Origin of the sequence: Nonomuraea sp. NPDC048892, from assembly GCF_040649735.1 — a bacterium.
Classification (GTDB): Bacteria; Actinomycetota; Actinomycetes; order Streptosporangiales; family Streptosporangiaceae; genus Nonomuraea; species Nonomuraea maheshkhaliensis.
In genome coordinates this window covers 508,005-526,572 of record NZ_JBEZFZ010000001.1, presented here as the reverse complement: position 1 = coordinate 526,572, position 18,568 = coordinate 508,005, and the positions used below count along the sequence as shown (strand labels likewise).

18 protein-coding genes are annotated in these 18,568 nt (G+C 71.9%); 8 read left to right on the top strand and 10 right to left on the bottom strand.

The window, feature by feature from the left end:
• Nucleotides 1-255 precede the first annotated feature (255 nt).
• The 3 genes from AB0C28_RS02570 to AB0C28_RS02560 form a co-directional block, all read right to left on the bottom strand.
• Nucleotides 256-975, bottom strand: coding sequence for a hypothetical protein (locus AB0C28_RS02570; protein ID WP_358072855.1), 720 nt, complete (start codon nucleotides 973-975; stop codon nucleotides 256-258).
• A 113-nt stretch (nucleotides 976-1,088) separates the two neighbouring features.
• Nucleotides 1,089-1,841, bottom strand: a complete 753-nt coding sequence (locus AB0C28_RS02565; protein ID WP_357839583.1) for a class I SAM-dependent methyltransferase — start codon at nucleotides 1,839-1,841, stop codon at nucleotides 1,089-1,091.
• Nucleotides 1,842-1,997: 156 nt separating this feature from the next.
• The gene (locus AB0C28_RS02560; protein ID WP_358072853.1) at nucleotides 1,998-2,963 is read right to left on the bottom strand and encodes an MBL fold metallo-hydrolase; all 966 of its coding nucleotides are present in this window, start codon (nucleotides 2,961-2,963) and stop codon (nucleotides 1,998-2,000) included.
• Nucleotides 2,964-3,190: 227 nt separating this feature from the next.
• Here AB0C28_RS02560 and AB0C28_RS02555 point away from each other — a divergent pair, with 227 nt between their 5' ends.
• Nucleotides 3,191-5,380 (top strand): MMPL family transporter, encoded by a 2,190-nt coding sequence (locus AB0C28_RS02555; RefSeq protein ID WP_358072851.1) that lies wholly within the window; start codon nucleotides 3,191-3,193, stop codon nucleotides 5,378-5,380.
• Here the strand turns inward: AB0C28_RS02555 and AB0C28_RS02550 are convergent.
• From AB0C28_RS02550 to AB0C28_RS02540, 3 genes are read right to left on the bottom strand one after another with little or no spacing between them, the layout of a single operon-like run.
• Nucleotides 5,317-6,219 carry an alpha/beta fold hydrolase gene (locus tag AB0C28_RS02550; RefSeq protein ID WP_358072849.1) on the bottom strand — a complete coding sequence of 301 codons (903 nt, stop codon included), beginning with the start codon at nucleotides 6,217-6,219 and terminating at the stop codon, nucleotides 5,317-5,319. The two genes, AB0C28_RS02555 and AB0C28_RS02550, sit on opposite strands and share 64 nt — an antisense overlap.
• Before the next feature lie 7 nt (nucleotides 6,220-6,226).
• Nucleotides 6,227-7,219, bottom strand: coding sequence for an NAD-dependent epimerase/dehydratase family protein (locus AB0C28_RS02545; protein ID WP_358072847.1), 993 nt, complete (start codon nucleotides 7,217-7,219; stop codon nucleotides 6,227-6,229).
• Nucleotides 7,216-8,814: a fatty acid CoA ligase family protein gene (locus AB0C28_RS02540; RefSeq protein ID WP_358072845.1), complete on the bottom strand. Its 1,599-nt coding sequence runs from the start codon at nucleotides 8,812-8,814 to the stop codon at nucleotides 7,216-7,218. Before AB0C28_RS02540 ends, AB0C28_RS02545 begins: the two co-directional genes overlap by 4 nt.
• Before the next feature lie 86 nt (nucleotides 8,815-8,900).
• On the opposite strand from AB0C28_RS02540, the gene AB0C28_RS02535 reads away from it, so the two are divergent.
• On the top strand, nucleotides 8,901-9,125 hold the full coding sequence (locus AB0C28_RS02535) for a hypothetical protein (RefSeq protein WP_357839602.1): 225 nt from the start codon (nucleotides 8,901-8,903) through the stop codon (nucleotides 9,123-9,125).
• Here the strand turns inward: AB0C28_RS02535 and AB0C28_RS02530 are convergent.
• Genes AB0C28_RS02530 through AB0C28_RS02520 form a run of 3 tightly spaced genes read right to left on the bottom strand, consistent with a single transcriptional unit; the run spans nucleotide 9,122 to nucleotide 10,991 of the window.
• Nucleotides 9,122-9,505: a hypothetical protein gene (locus AB0C28_RS02530; protein ID WP_358072843.1), complete on the bottom strand. Its 384-nt coding sequence runs from the start codon at nucleotides 9,503-9,505 to the stop codon at nucleotides 9,122-9,124. The genes AB0C28_RS02535 and AB0C28_RS02530 overlap by 4 nt on opposite strands.
• Nucleotides 9,506-9,516: 11 nt before the next feature.
• On the bottom strand, nucleotides 9,517-10,743 hold the full coding sequence (locus AB0C28_RS02525) for a beta-ketoacyl-[acyl-carrier-protein] synthase family protein (protein ID WP_357839608.1): 1,227 nt from the start codon (nucleotides 10,741-10,743) through the stop codon (nucleotides 9,517-9,519).
• Nucleotides 10,740-10,991, bottom strand: a complete 252-nt coding sequence (locus tag AB0C28_RS02520; RefSeq protein WP_357839611.1) for a phosphopantetheine-binding protein — start codon at nucleotides 10,989-10,991, stop codon at nucleotides 10,740-10,742. Before AB0C28_RS02520 ends, AB0C28_RS02525 begins: the two co-directional genes overlap by 4 nt.
• A gap of 192 nt (nucleotides 10,992-11,183) precedes the next feature.
• On the opposite strand from AB0C28_RS02520, the gene AB0C28_RS02515 reads away from it, so the two are divergent.
• The 6 genes from AB0C28_RS02515 to AB0C28_RS02490 all read left to right on the top strand — a co-directional run bounded on the left by AB0C28_RS02515 (nucleotide 11,184) and on the right by AB0C28_RS02490 (nucleotide 17,684).
• A complete protein-coding gene (locus AB0C28_RS02515; RefSeq protein ID WP_358072841.1) occupies nucleotides 11,184-12,185 on the top strand; it encodes a 3-oxoacyl-[acyl-carrier-protein] synthase III C-terminal domain-containing protein in 1,002 nt (333 codons plus the stop codon).
• Between the two features lie 22 nt (nucleotides 12,186-12,207).
• Nucleotides 12,208-12,756: a hypothetical protein gene (locus tag AB0C28_RS02510; RefSeq protein ID WP_357839617.1), complete on the top strand. Its 549-nt coding sequence runs from the start codon at nucleotides 12,208-12,210 to the stop codon at nucleotides 12,754-12,756.
• A 146-nt stretch (nucleotides 12,757-12,902) separates the two neighbouring features.
• Nucleotides 12,903-13,253, top strand: coding sequence for a VOC family protein (locus AB0C28_RS02505; protein WP_357839620.1), 351 nt, complete (start codon nucleotides 12,903-12,905; stop codon nucleotides 13,251-13,253).
• A 128-nt stretch (nucleotides 13,254-13,381) separates the two neighbouring features.
• Nucleotides 13,382-15,763, top strand: a complete 2,382-nt coding sequence (locus tag AB0C28_RS02500) for an excinuclease ABC subunit UvrA (protein WP_358072839.1) — start codon at nucleotides 13,382-13,384, stop codon at nucleotides 15,761-15,763.
• Nucleotides 15,764-15,814: 51 nt separating this feature from the next.
• The gene (locus AB0C28_RS02495) at nucleotides 15,815-17,149 is read left to right on the top strand and encodes an MFS transporter (RefSeq protein ID WP_358072837.1); all 1,335 of its coding nucleotides are present in this window, start codon (nucleotides 15,815-15,817) and stop codon (nucleotides 17,147-17,149) included.
• A 175-nt stretch (nucleotides 17,150-17,324) separates the two neighbouring features.
• Complete coding sequence (locus AB0C28_RS02490; protein ID WP_357839629.1) at nucleotides 17,325-17,684, top strand: hypothetical protein; 360 nt, start codon at nucleotides 17,325-17,327, stop codon at nucleotides 17,682-17,684.
• Nucleotides 17,685-17,692: 8 nt separating this feature from the next.
• Here AB0C28_RS02490 and AB0C28_RS02485 read toward each other — a convergent pair whose 3' ends face one another.
• Entirely contained in the window at nucleotides 17,693-18,421 is a 729-nt protein-coding gene (locus AB0C28_RS02485; RefSeq protein ID WP_358072834.1) for an SDR family oxidoreductase, read from the bottom strand.
• Between the last annotated feature and the right edge of the window lie 147 nt (nucleotides 18,422-18,568).

Here is an 18,568-nt window from a genome sequence, read left to right as displayed (position 1 = left end):
ACGGCTCCCGCGGCCGCCCGTCCGCCGGTGACGGCCGCGACTTCGGGCGACCCCATGGCCCCACCTCGGCAAGAAGTGTGTTCTCCCAGGTCAGGGCCATGCTTTCGGCGGGCAACGAGTGTCCGTACCACACCTCAAAAGCTGCCTGAAACGGCGGCGAGGAAGGGGCCCGTACCTGTATGGGGACGGGTACGCGCCCCTCCCCAGCCCGCACCCCACACCCTGTGGACGAACGACCCGGTGGAGCGGCCTCCGTCACCAGTTCCAGTACGACCGCGCCTCGGACTTCCACTCCTTCGGGAAGTACTGGTGAATCTTGAACGCCATGCCCTGGCCCCGCGCGATGTACTGATCGCGTTCGAGCTTCCTGACGATCGGCTTGCCCGGGTTGCCCCGGTTGTCCCACCAGGACTCCCACTGCTTGACGCAGGTCTGAGCCCCCAGGTACTGGTTCGAGCAGGAGGCCGGCGGCGACCAGATCTGGGTGTGCCCGAAGTCGATGGTCTTGCCCGACGACTGCTCGGTGATCGTCCCCCACGCCTTCATGCAGTAGCCCTGTGCGGGAATCGCCCATTTGACGTAGTGCTGCCGCCCCGAGGTGGCGATAGTCGTGAGATTTCCGCACTTGGCGTCACCGATCTGCTCCTTGGTGACCCGTACGGTGTAGTAGGTGCCGTTGTCGCGCCAGCCGTCCAGCATCAGCCAGCCGCCGGTGCGGACGAACTTCTCGGCGGACGCGGGCGGCCACTTCTTCGGATCGCCCCAGCTGATCTCCGACGTCGTGGACGACAGGGGCTTCCAGGTCCACTGCCCCGCCGCCTGCCCGTCGGCCCAGTGCTGGCCGGCGCTGCGCGCGCCGAACATGGAGTACTGGCCGTAGTTCTCCGCCGCCTGGGCCGGGGCGCTCATGCCGGCGAGCACGGCGACCGCGCCCACGACGGCGCCGGTCCGTACGCTCATCTTCTGGATCATCACCGGCCGGATGGTATCGGCGGACCCGCGCGTCACCCCGTCGGATCAAAATTTCTCGAACTGATCAGTGGTGGTCGGCGGGGCCCCGGTGCGAAGGACCGGGGCCCCGCCCCGGGTCAGCCGGACCGCCTCATGAGGGCGAAGATGCCCCAGCCGAGGTATTCACGCTGGTAGCGGACATGCCGCACCGGCGACTCGTCCAGCTCCGCGCGCAGCTCGGCCGCCAGCTCGTCATCGGGGTTCGAGTCGAGCCAGCGCCGCAGGTTGAGCCACTGCGGAGCCACGTACCTGTCCCAGCTGTCCTGGTCGGCCAGGACCATCTCGACGACGTCCCAGCCGAGCTCGCCGAACTGCCCGACCAGCCCCGGCAGGGAGCGCAGGTCGCCCTTGTCGCGCATGTGGCAGCCCTCGACGGTGGCCTGGTCGGGCGGGTCGAGCCGCCAGTACGGCTCCCCGATCAGCATCAGGCCGCCGGGACGCAGGCTGCGTTCGAGCAGCTCGACGGTGCCCCGCAGGCCGCCGCCGATCCAGGTCGCGCCAATGCAGGACACGACGTCGACCGGCTCGTCGGCGACGTAGGTGGAGGCGTCGCCGTGCACGAACGTGACGGCCGCTCCGACGCCCAGCTCGGCGGCCCGAGCGCGCGCCGCCGCGGTGAACACGGTGCTGACGTCGACTCCGGTGCCGCGTACGCCGTGGTCGCGGGCCCAGGTGCACAACATCTCGCCCTTGCCGCTGGCCAGGTCGAGCAGCCGGCTGCCGGCCGGCAGGTCGAGCGCCCGGCCCAGGGTGGCGAGTTTGCCGGCGGTGACGGGGTTGAGGATGCGGTGGCTGTGCTCGCGGATGGTGATGCTACGTGGAAGATCCACTTCTGAGGTTCCTTCGGGTCGTAGACGCGATTCGTACGTGACTGGACCGGTTCGCACCGGCCGAACGCGCCTGGACCTTCATACAAAGCACCTCATCGCGTGGCTCGAGAGTCGTCCGGGCGAGGCTAGAACAGCCTGTCCGCCGACGTCCACCGGTTATTTCCCGGCCTCCAGGTCCGTGGCGATCCGGCCGCGCATCATGGCCTCCATGACCTTCATGAACCGCTGCGTCCGCGCCCGTCCGAGGACGAACGGGTTCGCCGCCGCCCCCGCGCGCAGTTCCTCCATGCGCGCCAGGCCGTGATCGGCGGACCCGTGGTTGTTCAGCTCCACCTCCACCCCCGCCTTGCGCATCCGGGAGGCGAAGGCGAGCACGGAGGCGAGGTAGACCCGCTTGTCGGCGACGGCCGCAGGCGGGTTGGTGCCGCCCCACAACATCGCGGTGTGCCGCCGTCCCTTCCACCGCGCCGGGAAGATCATCGAGACGGTGCCCGGCGTGTGGCCGGGGGTGTGGTGGAAGGAGATCGTCGTGTCGCCGAGGGTCAGGCGGCGGCCGTCGGCGATGTCGAGGTCACGCTTGGGGGCGTGCTGCGGCTTCTCCGCGGCGAGGAGATCCCAGTCCTTCGGGCTCATCATGACGCGGGCGCCGTAGCGGTCGGCGAGGTACTGGGCGCCGCCGAAGTGGTCGGCGTGCCCGTGGGCGGCCACCACGTACTTGATCGCCGACGGCTCGACGCCCAGCGACTTCAGCTGGGGGACGATGACCTTCGCGGCCTCGTCAGGCGATCCCAGCGCGTCGATCAGGATGACGCCGCCCGAGGTGAGCAGGGCCGTGACCGAGACGAATCCGGTGCTCACCACGGCCACGTTGTCGAAGATCCGCAGCGGCTCCGGCGCCTTCGGATTGGGCGCTGTCACGCCCGGAGTGAGCGCCTTGACCAGGGACTTGAGCACCGGATCGCGGCCGGCCAGCTTCGCCGCCCTGGCGTAGTGGTCGCGCGCGCTCCCCGGCGCGGCGGCCTGCGCGGTGGTGGCCTGCGCGGGGGTGCCGCCCGCCAGCGGCAGCAGGGCCGCGGCCGACAGCAGGGCCCGGCGGGACGTGGTGGACTGCGCAAGGGACATTCGCCTCGTACCTGCTTTCACTCGCCCGGATGCGACGTCGCTCCAGCAGAGCAGAGCCGATCAAGGGGCGTCCAATATTGAGATCCCCCGCGCGTCGATAGCGGAGCCGATATCAAAGCTGGTCAATGCCCCGGCAAACGTGTGTGCGCGGCCGGGCGGGTGAGCCGGGTCCGCCGCCACTGCTTTGCCTACTGTGAGCCCCCGATTGATCGGGAAAGGCGGGACTCATGCCGGTCGGGAGCATCCGTCGTGATCCGGCCCTCGTCGAACCCGCGCCGGGCGCGCTGGGCAGGTGGGGGTCCGCGATGGCCCGCCGCGGGCGGCTGGTGATCGCGTTGTGGCTGGTCCTGGCCGCCGGCGCGGCGGCGCTGCTGCCCGGGCTGCCGGCGCGGCTGGCGCCGCCCTCGCTGGAGGTGCCTGGCTCGGAGTCGGCCGTCGCGGCGGCCGTGATCGCGCGCGGCTTCCCCGAGCAGGGCACCGAGCAGGTGGTGCTGGCCTTCACCTCGGCCACGCTGCGTGCCGCCGAGCCGGGGTACCAGCGCGTGATGGCCGCCGTGATGAACGCGATGGCCGCCCGTCAGGACGTCGGGGCGCTGCTGCCGCTGCCCGAGGTCGCCGGCCAGCATCCCGGGCACGCGTACGTGCTGACCGGGGTGCACGGAGACGAGCGGGCCCGGCAGCGCAACCTGCCCGCCCAGCTCGCGACCGCTCAGGAGGCGGCGAGACAGGCGTCGGGGGGAGCCGTCTCGGTCACGATCCTGGGCGCCGGCCGCGCGTTCGCCCAGCTCGCCCACACCGACATGGCCGATCTGCGGGCGATGGAGACCATGACCGTCCCGGTGGCCGTGCTGCTGCTGGTGCTCGGGCTCGGCGCGGTGGGCGCGGCCCTGGTGCCGCTGCTGGTGGGCGGTGCGGCGATCCTGACCGCGATGGGCGCGCTCGCCCTGGCCGGTACGTACGGACACGCCGACTCGACCATGCTCACCTACACCGTCACCATGACCCTGGGCCTCGGCCTGGACTACAGCCTGCTCATCCTGCTGCGGTACCGCCAGGCGCGGGCCGGCGGCCGGTCCCCCGAGTCCGCGGCCGGGCATGCCGTCGCCACGGCGGGCAGCACGGTGACCTGGTGCGCCCTGGCCATCATGATCACCTCTTGTGCGTTGTTCCTGGCCGGGGTGCCATGGGCGGGTTCGATGGCGCTGGCCGGTCTGCTGTCCGCCCTGGTCACGCTCTCGGCGGCGCTGACCCTGGCGCCGGCGCTGCTCCCCCGGCTGGACGGCCTGCTCGCGTGGGGCACACTCCCCTGGCGGCGACGCGACCGGGAACGCGAGCCCGCGTGGGCGCGGGGTGAGCGGGAGCCCAGGTGGGTGCGGGGCGCGCGGCAGCTGATGCGTCATCCGGTGCCGTACGCGGCGGCGGCCGTCGCGGTGCTGCTCCTGCTCGCCCTGCCGGCCCTGCACCTGCGTACCGGGCTGCACTACGACCGCGCCACGCTGGCCGGCACCGACATGGGCACCGGGCTGGAGCAGTTGGAAGCCGACAAGGTGGCCAGCCTGACCAGCCTGGCCCTGCCGCATCCGCCCGGCTCGGGCCCGGTGGACACGAGCGCGCTGAGCGCCGCGCTGCGGGCCGACCCCAGGGTGTCCGTGGTCAGCGAGTTCGACAACGGCAGGGACCTGACGCTGATGCTGGTCGCCGACCGGTCCGCCCCGGACAGCGCGGCCGCCGTCGCCTTCCTGCGGGACGTGCACGAACGGGCCGCGCGCCTGCTGCCCGCCGGTCAGCGGGTGCTCGCCGTCGGGCCGGCGACGCGGCTGCGCGACCTGACGGCGGGGGCGCTCGACGGGCTGTGGCGGGTGCTCCTCGTCGTCCTGCTGGCCTCGTTCGCGCTGCTGCTGATCACGTTCCGCAGCCTGCTGATCCCGCTGAAGGCGGTCGCGATGAACCTGCTCTGCGTGTGCGCCACGTTCGGCCTGCTCACGCTGACCTTCCAGGATCCGGCGACGGACGTCAACGCGCTGCTCCCCCTGATCGTCTTCACCATCGTGTTCGGCCTGTCCATGGACTACGAGGTCTTCCTCGTCCACCGCGTCCACGAGCACTACCGCCGTACCGGTGACAACACGGCCGCCGTGCTGCACGGGCTGCGGCACACCGCGCGCCCGATCACGCTGGCCGCCGCGATCATGGCCGTCACCTTCTCCGGGCTGATGTTCACCCGGCGGCTCGACTTCCAGCAGGGCGGCTTCGCCGTGGCCGTCGCGATCGTGCTCGACGCCACTCTCATCAGGATGGTGCTGGTCCCGGCGCTGATGCGGCTGCTCGGCCGGCACAACTGGTGGCTGCCGGGTCAGCGCCGCAGGAACGCCTCGATGGCGGGGACGAGCCGTTCGTACGCGTCCTCCAGCACGTAGTGGCCCGCGTCGGGAAAGGCGTGCACTTCGGCGCCGGGGAAGCGGCGCCGCCACTCGGTCAGCATGAGCGGGTCGAAGACCGGGTCTCGCAGCCCCCAGCCGATCAGCACGGGCCGGTCGGCGAACTCCCCCAGGCTCTCCCCCGTCCGCGTCAGCAACGGCCACGCCTGGTCGCCGGGACCGAGCGGGATGTCCCCCACGAACCGCCGCACCGCCACCCGGTGCCCCCGTCCGTCGTCAGGGGCGAGGAAGGCGTCGCGCACCTCCCTGGGCAGGCGGCGCCGCACCCCGAACGGCGGCAGCGTGGCCAGCCTGGCGAAGGCGTGGTGGCGCAGGAACAGCCGGGCGCCCATCCGGGTCTCGCGCAGCAGCCACAGCGGCAGACGGAGCGCGGGGCGTACTCGTGCGCCGTGCGGGTTGGGGAAGGCGGCCGTGTTGAGCACCACGAGGCGGGCCACCCGCTCGGGGTGTCGGCTCGCCCAGGCCATGCCGATCGGGCCGCCCCAGTCGTGCATCACCACCGTCCACCCGCGCTCCGGGGCGCCCTGCGCGGCGATGAGGTGATCGGTGAGCGCGTCCAGGTCGTCCACGCGGGAGGCGAGCGTGTACGCGTAGCGGTCCTCGTCCGGCTTGTCCGACAGGCCCATGCCGATGTGGTCGGGGGCGACGCAGCGGTGCTCGGCCCGCAGCGCCACGATGAGGCGGCGCCACAGGTAGCTCCACGACGGGTTGCCGTGCAGCATGAGGACGGGCGCGCCGTCGCCCTCGTCCACGTAGTGCTGGGTCAGGCCGGCGCGGGTGAGGAAGTGCGAGGCGAACGGGTAACCGGGCAGGGTCATGACGCTCTTAACTCCGGTGGCCGTTGAGGTGGGCGGTCAGCCGTGACAGGCCCTCCGCCGTGCTGACCAGGGGTTCGTAGCCGAGGTCGCGGCGGGCGGCGGTGAGGTCGAACCAGTGCGACGTGGTGGCCTGCACGACGGTGAGCCGGGTCAGCGGCGGCTGCGACCGTACGCGGGCGAGCCGGTAGGCGTGCTCGACGACGCCGCCCGCCAGCCGGGCCACGCGGGCCGGCACCCGGGGCGTGACCGGGGCGAGCCCCGCCGCCGCGAGCAGGCCGTTGATCCAGTCCGCGATCGGCGCCGGCTCGTCCTGCGCGACGAAGTAGGCCCGGCCGGCGGCCGGCGAGCCGGGGGAGAGCGCCTCCAGCGCCAGCACGTGTGCTCGTGCGGCGTTGTCGATGTAGACGGTGTCGACGCGTTTGCCCGGCACGCGCGGCAGCACCAGCCGGCCGCGCCGCGCCCGTTCCACGAACCTGGGCAGGAAGTGCGGGTCCCCCGGCCCCCAGATCAGGTGCGGACGCAGGGCCACGGTGGCCAGCCGCCCGCCATCGGCCGCCAGCACCAGCCGCTCGGCCTTGGCCTTCGTCGCCGGGTAGGGGGCGAGGAAGCGGCGGGCGTACGGGGCCGACTCGTCCACGCCCTCCAGATCCCGCCCGTCGTGGACGACGCTGGGCGAGGAGGTGTGCACCAGGCGGGGGACACCGGCCCGCAGGCAGGCGTGGATCACGTTGGCCGTGCCGCCGACGTTGACCTCGCGGTAGTCGCGGGCCGGGCCCCAGACACCGGCCAGGGCGGCACAGTGCACCACGGCATCGCGGCCCTGGACGGCGGCGTACACGGCATCCGGGTCACGGACATCACCGGCGAAATGGACGATGTCCCGTATGGCCGGGTCGAGGACTCGGCGCTGGAAGGTGGCGACCTCGTGACCGTGTTCGGCGAGGAGCCGGGAGACGGCGCGGCCGAGGAAGCCTCCGCCGCCGGTCACCAGGACCCTCATCGGCCGCACCGGCCCAGCTCGCGGGCCGCCCACCGGGCCAGCAGCGGGCGGCGGATCTTGCTGGCGTGCCTGACGTCCATCGGGAAACCTCGGTGCGGCAGCACCTCGCCCAGGTCGGGGCCGTGTGCGCGGACCCGTTCCGCGATCTCGCGCCGTTCGCGCCGCGACGTGCCCGGCTCGCACTCCACGCAGAGCACGGGAATCTGGCCTCCCGCCGGGCCTACGCCGACCAGCGCGGTGCGGCGCACGCCCGGCAGCGCGTTGAAGACGGGTTCGACCTGGTCGGTGTAGAGATCGCCGTCCGGCGTACGCACCCGCTCGCTCTTGCGGCCGGCGAACCACAGCCGTCCCTGCTCGTCCAACCGGCCCAGATCCCCCATGCGGTGCACGGGCCCGTCCTCGCCGGCGATGCGCGCGAGTGCCGTGTCATGGGGACGGCCGAGGTACGGGTCGCTCACCGCCGGGCCCGCCACGGTGATCTCCCCCACCGTTCCCGGCGGGACCAGCAGATCGTCCGACCACTCGGAGATGGCCTCGTCGGTGACGGCGATGACGCGTACCCGGTTGCCCGGCAGCGGCCTGCCCAGGCAGGTGCCCGCGCCGTGCGCGGTCGCGGGGGCCGTCGCGGTCAGCTCGGCCGCGTCCGCCGCGCTCACCAGCAGACACTCGGTGGAGCCATACACCGAGCACACCTCGGCGTGGGTGGGCAGGCACCGCTGGGCGCGCTGGAGCACGGAGAAGGGCAGCGGCGCGCCCGCGGTGAGCACGGTCTCGACGGTGGCGAGCCGCGGGTCGCATTCGACGCAGTGACGGGCGAGCCGATCCAGCAACGCGGGCGCGGCGAACAGCCCGGTGACGCCATGGGCCGCGATGGAGCCGGCCATCGCGGCCGGGTCACCGCGCTCGGGATGACGCGGGTCGAGCCGGGGGATGACCGATCCGCAGCCCATCGACGGCGCGGCCAGCGCGAACGGCAGAAAGGTCGAGTAGACGACCGCGCCGGGCGTCAGTGCACCGAGCCGGGCCAGCAACTCCGTCTGCCCGGCCAGATGCCGACGCCGGAAAGGCACCCCTTTGGGCGGACCGGTGGACCCGGAGGTGAAGGCGATCAACGCCAAGTCCTCGGCACCACCCGTCCCGGACTCCACCGCTTGCCTGGTTGCCGGCCGGCGGCCATGCGAGCGCACCGTGACCGTCGTACGTACGCTGCCCCGCCCCCACCCCAGCAGGACCCGCGCCAGGTGGGCGCGCGGCACCCCGACGAACGCCTCGGGAGCCGCCTCCGCGAAGCACGCACCCATGGCGCGCGCCCCGAGCCCGGGATCGACCAGAATCGGCACCGCCCGCAGCCGGAACAGCGCCATGACCACCGCCACCAGTTCCCGCCCCGGCGGCACCAGCACCGCCGTCCTCGTCCCCGCGCCCACCCCCGCGCCCACCAGGGTCCGCGCGGTGCGGTCGATGAGGTCGTTCAGCTCCGTGTACGTGAGCGTCTCGGCGTGACGGCGGCCGTCGATGTGGCAGGCGACGGCGTCGGGACGGGTGTGCACCCATCGCTCGGTCATCGCCACGACGTCGAAAAGCCCTGAACCCACCGATGCCACCTCCTCCAAGCGTTTTGGATGATCCACCATTGGTAACGATCTGTAGCGAAATATAACTAAGAGTGATAGGAGTAGCCATGCACCGATTTGCCGCCGCCATCGTCACGGGAGCCGCCGGAGCCGTGCTGTCACTGGCCGCCGCGGGCCAGGCCCAGGCCGCCGCCGCGCCCGTGCCGGGCACCGTGACCGCGATCGACTGCGTGCTGGGGGCCGGCGTGGTCCTCCCCAGCGCTGCCAGCTCCAGCCGCCTGATCTGCGTCGGCGGCCTCTACAACAACTCGCCGATAGGCGGCCTCGCCTAGCAGGGCACGGCCTCGAGGATGGTCAGGTCCCGCGGCAGGCCCGTATCCAGGAGAAGCCGCTCCATCAGCGGAACGCCCGCGAGCGACTGCGTACCGGCGAGCGAGGCGTTCACCGGAGCCGGAGCGGGGACCGCAGACTGGACCCCGGCTTGTGCTGCGGTCACCGTCCCGCCACCCGTGCCGGCCAGGCCGAAGAAGGCGGCGAAGGTCTGGGCGAGCGTGTTCACGGGAACGCTGATGCAGAACTTGCCCAGCACATCCCCACCGACCGGCACCGGCTCCACGGGAACCAAGGAGTCCTCGGAATCAGCGACCGCCGGGACAGCCGGCAAGAGGGCGGCACAGAGGGCGACACAGCAGGCGGCGGTGTAAGCGCGCATGAAAGCTCTCCTCAGACCGGCGCGAAGATCAGAGTGGCATTGTGACCACCGAACCCGAACGAATTGGACATCACCGGCCCAGCCGCCATCGGCCGCACCTGCCCGACGACATCCACAGCACACTCCGGATCGATCGAATGGAGATTGGCCGTGGGCGGAATCGTCCGTTCGTTCAGCGCCAGCACGGCGGCCACGGCCTCGATCGCCCCGGCGGCCCCGATGGCGTGCCCGGTGATGCCCTTGGTGGAAGTCACCGGCACCGCGCCGGCCCCGAACACGGCGCTGATCGCCTGAGCCTCGGCCAGGTCGTTCAGCGGCGTGCCGCTGCCGTGCGCGTTGACGTGCGTGATCTCCTCCGGGCCGAGCCCGGCGTCGGCGAGCGCGGCACGCATGCAGCGGGCGGCCCCGTCGCCCTGCGCGGGCGGCGCGGTGATGTGGTGGGCGTCGGAGGTGAGCCCGCAGCCGGTCAGCTCGGCGTAGACGTGGGCGTCGCGGGCCAGCGCGTGCTCAAGGTTCTCCAGGACGAGGAACGCGGCGCCCTCGGCCAGCACGAACCCGTCGCGGTCGCGGTCGAAGGGCCTGCTGGCCAGCTCAGGGGCCTCGTTGCGTTCGGACAGGGCGCGGCAGCGGTGGAAGGCCAGCAGCACGGTCGGCGTGACGCACGCCTCCGCGCCCCCGGCGACGACCACGTCCGCGGTGCCGTCGCGCAGCAGCCGGGCCGCCTCGACCACGGCATGGGCGCCGGACGCGCACGCGGTGGCCACCGACAGGCTGGGGCCCAGGATCCGGTGGCGGATGCTGATCGCGGCGGCCAGGGCGTTCGGCATGACCATCGGCACGTGCAGCGGCCCGGGGTTTCCGCGCCCCGGAGCCTTGGCGTCCAGCAGGCAGTCCTCGTACGTCAGGGTGCCGCCGAAGCCGCTGCCGGTCACGACCGCCTGCCGCTCGGCCGGCACCCGGAAGGCGCCCGCGTCGCCCAGCGCGTCGGCCGCCGCGCACACCCCGAGCTGGGTCACGCGGTCCATCCGGGCGGCCTGTTTGGGCGTCAGGTAGTCCGTGATGTCCAGGTCGTGGATCTGGCAGGCGAACTCGGTGCCGATGCCGGTGGTGTCGAAGGAGGTGATGCGCCGGGCGGTGGACTGCCCGGACAGCAGCGCGTTCCACAGTTCCTTGAGCCGTGAGCCGGCGGGCGTGCGCACGCCCATGCCGGTGACGGCGATCCGTTGGTGCGGCCTCATCCCGTGCGCTCCGCGACCAACTCGCGGGCGCGCACCATGACGTCGCCCACGGTCCGCACGTCGGCGAGCGCCTCGCGCGGCATCGACCCCCACTCCTCCTCCATGACGACATGGAGCTCGGCCAGGTCGAGGCTGTCGGCCTCCAGGTCCTCGCGCAGCCGCGCGTCCTCGGTGACCCTGCTCGGGTGGACCTTCAGGATGCTCGCGCAGCGCTCGCGTACCAACGTCATGATCTCCTCGTCGCTCATGTCCGCTTCCTTCCGCCGGGCGTGCTGACCGTTGTGTCGCCCAGCCTCGCCGATGGCGGGAAAGATGATCACTTGTGACGCGACGCCACCCGTTAAGGAATTGATCAAGTTTGCCGGTGCGGCGATTCGCGCACCGGCCGCGATCCCGCCCCCTCCCTATCGTGGCCGCACGGGGACACGAGGGGGATGAGCATGAACTACGCGCACGTGGCCGGGGTGGCCGTGCACCTGCCCGAGCGGAGCATGACCACCGCCGAGCTGGAGGAGCGGCTGGCCGAGAGCAGCCCCGGCGTGCGCATCCCGCGCGGCCTCATCGAGCAGGCCACCGGCGTGCAGCGGCGGCACCTGGCCGGCCCCGGCCAGACGGCCGCCACGATGGCCGTCGCCGCCGCCCGCCAGGTGATGGAGGAGACCGGCCTGGCCGCGCCGTCCCTCGATCTGATCATCTTCGCCGGGGTGAGCTGCGACGCCGTCGAGCCCGCCACCGCGCACATGGTCGCCGCCGAGCTGGGCGCCGGCTGCCCGGTGTTCGACGTGCGCAACGCCTGCAACAGCGTGCTCAACGCGATCGAGCTGGCCGACGCGCTCATCGCGGCCGGCCTGTACCGGACGATCCTCATCGCCTGCGGCGAGATCGCGACCTCCTCCATCCGCTGGCGGGTGGAGTCGCCCGACGACTTCGTCGCCGCCATCCCCTCCTACACCGTCTCCGACTCGGGCACGGCCCTGCTGCTGCAGGCCGCCGCCGCGCCCGGCGTCGTCGCCCACCGCTTCTGCGCGAACTCCAGCCACTGGCCGGCCGCCGTCATGCCGATCACGCCGGCCCCCGAGGGCGGCTTCGAGGTGGCCCCCTTCCGGGTCGACTTCGTGGACCTGGCCGTCGGCGTGCGCAAACTCGACCGCGCCGCGCTGACCGGGCCGCTGACCGAGCGCGGGCTCGAATGGGACGACCTGGCCGCGATCTGCGTGCACCAGGCGTCGCTGGCGTCGCTGAACCTGATCTGCGAGCTGGCCGGGATCCCGCTCGACAAGGTCGAGGTGACGATCGTCGAGCACGGCAACCTGGTCGCCTCCAGCCTGCCGGCGCAGCTGCACCAGGCGATCCGAGCCGGGCGTGTGCAGCGCGGCGACCTGGTCGCCCTGGTGGGGCTGGCCAGCGGGGTGAGCGCCGGAACCGTACTGCTGCGCTGGTAGCCCGTACCGAGGGAGCACGAACATGTCCAAGATTCTTTTCGCCGCCGTCGCCTGCATGGCCGCGGCTGCGCCGCCGGTGTCCACGCGCGGGTCCACGCACGCCGCGCAGACCGTCCTGACCTGCCGGATCAGCACCGCGGCCGGGCAGCCGGTGACGTTCACGCCGGCCGTGGGCTTCCTCCCGCGTACGGTCACCGCCCAGGGCACGCTCGTTCTCACCGGCTGCTCCGGCACCGCTCCGTCCGCGGCGAACCTGCGCTCCGGCCGCCTGACCGTCCACGGAACCGGCCGCGCCTTCTGCACCGGTGTGCAGAACATCCGCGGCAAGGGCCAGATCACCTGGTACGGCGCGGACGGCCGGGAGGCGGGCGTGTCCACCCTGCGCCCGGAGGCCGGCCAGGTACGCAGCCACAACCCCGGCGACATGCTGCTCAGCGGCAAGATCGTCAGGGGTCCGCTGGCGGGTGCCCGTACCGCCGGCACCGCGACCCCGACCTCGAACGTGAGCACCTGCGCCACCCGGGGGATCACCGGCGTCCACGGCGCGGGCACGATGACGTTCTCTCTCTGAGCCCTTCGCTGAGCAGCTCGCGGAGGGCGAAACCAAGCGAGCAGGATTCGAGAAGCGCCACCCCTCGCCCCGCCCCTAGCGTGAAGGTCACGAACAGCCCGGAGCACCGTCTCCGGGCTGGTGAACCCACGAATCCAGGAGCGAGCATGACCTCCAACCAGGGCATCAAGACCGTGCTGCACCCCGTGTCCGACATCCAGGCCGCCAAGGCGGTCTACGCCGCGCTGCTCGGCTTCCAGCCGCAGACCGACGACCCCTACTACGTCGGCTTCGAGTGCGAGAACGAGCAGATCGGGCTGGTGCCCGGCGGCAAGACCGAGGACCTGTCCTCGCCCACGGTCTACTGGCAGGTCGACGACATCGACGCCAAACTGGCGGAGGTGACCGCGGCCGGCGCCACCGTGAAGTCAGCCCCGCGCAAGGTGGGCGGCACTCGCGTGGTGGCCACGTTCACCGACCCCGACGGCAACGTTCTCGGGCTGCTGCAGGACAAGTGAGCGGCCCGCTTCCGCTCCCGCTTCGCGGCGGGAGCGGAAGGCAAACGGACATATCGCTCATAGCTGGTTAAATTCGAGTCAACACCGGCGGAGACCGCCCAGGCAGCCCCCGACACGATGGAGAAACGATGAGCACGCCCCCTCAGCAGTCGTCCGAGCAGCACGTCGCCGACAGCCACGGCCTGATCCGCGTGCACGGCGCCCGCGTCAACAACCTCAAGGACGTCAGCGTCGAGCTGCCCAAGCGCCGCCTCACGGTGTTCACCGGCGTCTCGGGGTCGGGCAAGAGCTCCCTGGTGTTCGGCACGATCGCGGCCGAGTCGCAGCGGCTGATCAACGAGACCTACAGCGCGTTCGTCCAGGGCTTCATGCCGACAATGGCGCGGCCGGAGGTCGACGTGCTCGACGGGCTGACCACCGCCATCCTCGTCGACCAGCAGCGGATGGGCTCCGACCCCCGCTCCACGGTCGGCACCGCCACCGACGCCAACGCGATGCTGCGCATCCTGTTCAGCCGGATCGGGCAACCGCACATCGGCTCGCCCCAGGCGTTCTCCTTCAACGTGCCCACCGTACGCGCGAAGGGCGCGATCACCGTCGAACGCGGCAACCGCAAGACCGAGAAGGCGAGCTTCACCCGCATCGGCGGCATGTGCCCGACCTGCGAGGGCCGCGGCGCGGTCACCGACCTCGACCTCACCCAGCTCTACGACGACTCCAAGTCGCTCGCCGAGGGCGCGTTCACGATCCCCGGCTGGAAGTCCGACAGCTTCTGGACCGTGCGCGTCTACGCCGAGTCCGGCTTCGTCGACCCGGACAAACCGATCCGCGACTACACCAAGCAGGAGCTCCAGGACTTCCTCTACCGGGACCCGGTGAAGGTGAAGGTCGACGGCGTCAACCTCACCTACGAGGGGCTGATCCCGAAGATCAGGAAGACGTTCCTCGCCAAGGACCGCGAGTCGATGCAGCCGCACATCCGGGCCTTCGTGGACCAGGCGGTCACGTTCACCACCTGCCCCGGCTGCGACGGCACCCGGCTCAGCGAGGAGGCCCGCTCCTCCCGGATCGGCGGCGTCAACATCGCCGAGGCGTGCGCCATGCAGATCACCGACCTCGCCACGTGGATCCGCGGCCTGGCCGAACCGTCGGTCGCGCCGCTGCTCGGCAAGCTGCTGCACACCCTCGACTCGTTCGTGGAGATCGGGCTCGGCTACCTCTCCCTCGACCGCGCCTCCGGCACGCTGTCGGGCGGCGAGGCGCAGCGCGTCAAGATGATCCGCCACCTCGGCTCCTCGCTCACCGACACCACGTACGTCTTCGACGAGCCCACCATCGGGCTGCATCCCCACGACATCCAGCGGATGAACGACCTGCTGCTGCGGCTGCGCGACAAGGGCAACACGGTGCTGGTCGTGGAGCACAAGCCGGAGACGATCGCCATCGCCGACCACGTCGTCGACCTCGGCCCCGGCGCCGGCACGGCGGGCGGCACCGTCTGCTTCGAAGGCACCGTCGAAGGGCTACGGGCCAGCGACACCATCACCGGCCACCACCTCGACGACCGCGCCACGCTCAAGGAGAAGACGCGCAAGCCCACCGGGGCGCTGGAGATCCGCGGCGCGACCACGCACAACCTGCAGAACGTCGACGTGGACATCCCGCTCGGCGTGCTCGTCGTGGTCACCGGCGTGGCCGGGTCCGGCAAGAGCTCGCTCATCCACGGGTCCATCCCGGCGGGCGCGGGCGTGGTGTCGATCGACCAGAGCGCGATCCGCGGCTCGCGGCGCAGCAACCCGGCCACCTACACCGGGCTGCTCGACCCGATCCGCAAAGCGTTCGCCAAGGCCAACGGCGTCAAGCCGGCGCTCTTCAGCGCCAACTCCGAGGGCGCCTGCCCCGGCTGCAACGGCGCCGGCGTCATCTACACCGACCTCGGCATGATGGCCGGCATGACCACCACCTGCGAGGACTGCGAGGGCAAGCGGTTCGACCCGTCGGTGCTCGACCACCGCCTCGGCGGGCGCGACATCAGCCAGGTGCTGGCCATGTCGGTCGAGGAGGCCGCGGAGTTCTTCGGCGCGGGGGAGGCGCGCACCCCGGCCGCGCACGCCATCCTCGGCCGGCTCGCCGACGTCGGGCTCGGCTACCTCAGCCTCGGCCAGCCGCTCACCACGCTGTCCGGCGGCGAGCGGCAGCGGCTCAAGCTGGCCACCCACATGGCCGAACGCGGCGGCGTCTACATCCTCGACGAGCCCACCGCCGGCCTCCACCTCGCCGACGTCGAACAACTGCTCCGCCTGCTCGACCGGCTGGTGGACGCGGGCAAGTCGGTGATCGTGATCGAGCATCACCAGGCGGTCATGGCCCACGCCGACTGGATCATCGACCTCGGGCCGGGGGCGGGGCACGACGGCGGGCGGATCGTGTTCGAAGGCACTCCGGCCGACCTCGTCGCGGCCCGTTCCACCCTCACGGGCGAACACCTCGCCGAGTACGTCGGCGCCTGAGCCGCCCGATGCCGTTTACCCCCACCCGCACCCCCGGTGCCTGAGCCGCCGATGCCCCTGATCCGCGTTCCCTCCGCCTACCGTCCGGTGCTGGCCAACCGCTTGTTCCGGCGGCTCACCCTCGGCTTCGGCGTCTCCTACCTCGGCGACGGCATGAGCTTCGTCGCCGTCGCCTGGCTCGCCATCGAGCTGGCGCCGCCGGGGAGCGTGGGCCTGTGGGTGGGCGCCGCGGTGGCCGCGTCCACGCTGCCGGGGGTGGTCGGGGCGCTGGCGTTCGGCCGCCTGCTGCGCCGCGTGCCCGCCAAGCGGCTGCTGCTCGCCGACAACGCGCTGCGCTGCGTGCTCCTCGGCGCCGTGCCACTGTGCTGGCTGGCCGGTCTGCTCTCTTTGCCCCTGTACGTGACACTGCTCGCCCTCTCGTCCCTGCTGCACGCGTGGGGCAGTGCGGGCAAGTTCACCTTGCTGGCCGAGCTGCTGCCGGGGGAGCAGCGGCTCGCCGCCAACACCCTCCTCAGCTCGCTCGCCTTCGCCGCCACGATCGCCGGTCCCGCCATCGCCGGGGTGCTGGTCACGTACGTGGACGCGGCCCTCGTCCTCGGCCTGGACGCCCTGACGTACGCGTTCCTCGCCGTGCTCGTCGTACGGACCCGGCTGCCAGAACGGGACCCCAACGCGCACGTGTCACCCGCCGACCCGCTGCCCGAACCGGACCCCGACGCGCAGGTGTCACCCGTCGATCGGACGGCCGCCCGCGGCGGCCTCGCGTTGCTGCGCTCCCACCCCGAACTGTTCGGCCTGCTCGCCCTCACCTGGTTCTTCAACTTCCTGTACGGCCCCGTCGAGGTGGCCCTGCCGCTGCACGTGACCGGCGACCTGCACGCGCCCGGCACCCTGCTGGGCCTGTACTGGATGCTGTTCGGCATCGGCGCGATGCTCGGCGGGCTCGCGACCGGCGCGCTGCGGCAACTGCCGCTCTGGCCCGTGACGATCGGCGTGGTGATCGGCTGGGGGCTGTGCCTGCTGCCGTTCTGGTTCGACGTGCCGGTGCCCGTCACCGTCGCGGGCTTCGCGCTCGGCGGCATGATCTACGGCCCGTTCGTGGCGCTCTCGGTGACGCTCATGCAGACGAAGGCGCCGCCGCAGCACCTGACCGCGATGCTCGCCGCCCGCAGCGCGGTACTGCTCACCGCGTCACCCATCGGCACGGCCCTCGGCGGACCACTCACCTCGGCCCTCGGCCCGCGCCCGACCCTCGGCAGCTCGGGCCTGGCCACCGTGGCACTCGGCCTCGTCGCCGGCACACTCCTCCTGTTGTCCCGCCACCGCAAGAGGCCGGCCCCAGTAACACCGCCGCAGTGGAGACCAGATTCACCTACCGGCCCATGAACCTTCGACAGCACCGCCACGGTGGAGACCGGCTTGACCTGACACCCGGCCCGACAGCGCCACCACGGGGATACTGGATAGGCCGTCCGCAGCCCCATGAAAGCCCTGCCTCATCACCCCGGCCGCCGCCGAGATCGCTTGCCCTGAAGACCATCTCACCCTTGAATGGGGATTCATGCCCCTCCGCAGCCTCAAACCCGCCACCTCACGCCCCACCGAGCTCCTGATCGGCATCGGCTTCTTCGTGGCGGTCGCGGCCTGCGCGATCACCGCGGTGCTGATCCCGGCCGCCCAGTTCGAGCTGCGGTTCTTCGTGATGGGCCTGGCCGGATGCGCGTACGCACTGGCCGCCGCCGACCTGTGGGCCGCCGCGGTGACGGGCGTCTCGGCCTGGGCGCTGGCCACCGGCTTCCTCATCCCGCCCACCGGCGAACTCGCCGTAACCGGCGGCCCCGACGTGATCCGGCTCATCGCGATCGTGGGCCTCTCCCTGGCCGGCGGCCTCTACGGCATCTTCCGCCGCCGCACGGATTGAGCCCGCCGTCAGCCGGTCGGTCCTGGAAGATCCGCGTGCCGGTACGGCGTCGGCTCCATCCCGCCCTGCACCACCAGCACCGTCCCTGACGACTCGTCCCGGAACAGCCCGTCCACGGCCTCCGCCACCTCGTCGGCGGTCATCATCGGCAGCCCGGCCGCCAGCAGGAAGTCCTTGGCAGGCGCGATCAACGGCGTATCGGTGAAACCAGGACAGACAGCACCGATCCTGACCCCCGCCCCCGCCAGCGGCTCCACGAGCGCCCTGACCAGCCCGATCACGGCGTGCTTGCTCATCGAGTAGATCGGGTCAGGGCCGAACCCGACCAGCCCCGCCATCGACGACGTGACCACGATCGAGCCACCGCCGGAGCTCTTGAGCAGCGGAAGCGCCGCCGCGACGCCGTAGACGACGGAGTCGGCGTTGATCCCCATCACCGTGCGGTACCGCTCGGCGTCGAACGCGGAGAAGTCGACGCCACCATTGGTGCCGGCGTTCAGATGCACGAGATCCAGGCGGCCGTAACGTTCACCGGCGAGCGCCACAGCTCGTACCGACGTCTCCTCGGAGCTGACGTCACCCACCACCCACACACCGCCGACCTCCTTGCCGACCCGCTCGACGCCCTCGGCGTCCCGATCGACCAGCACACAGTCGGCCCCGCCTGCGGCCAGCCGCCGCGCCACGGCGGCCCCGATGCCACTCGCCGCGCCGGTGATCAAAGCAACGCTGCTCATGAACGCTCCTAGGGGAGGCACGGATTGGGCGTCACCCGTGGATTGTGCGCCCCCATCGTCACCTGAGCAACAGCCGAGATCACTGGTTCTGGGAGACCCAGACCTCTCTCACCGGCGCGACAACCTCCCGAACGGACAACCGCGTCG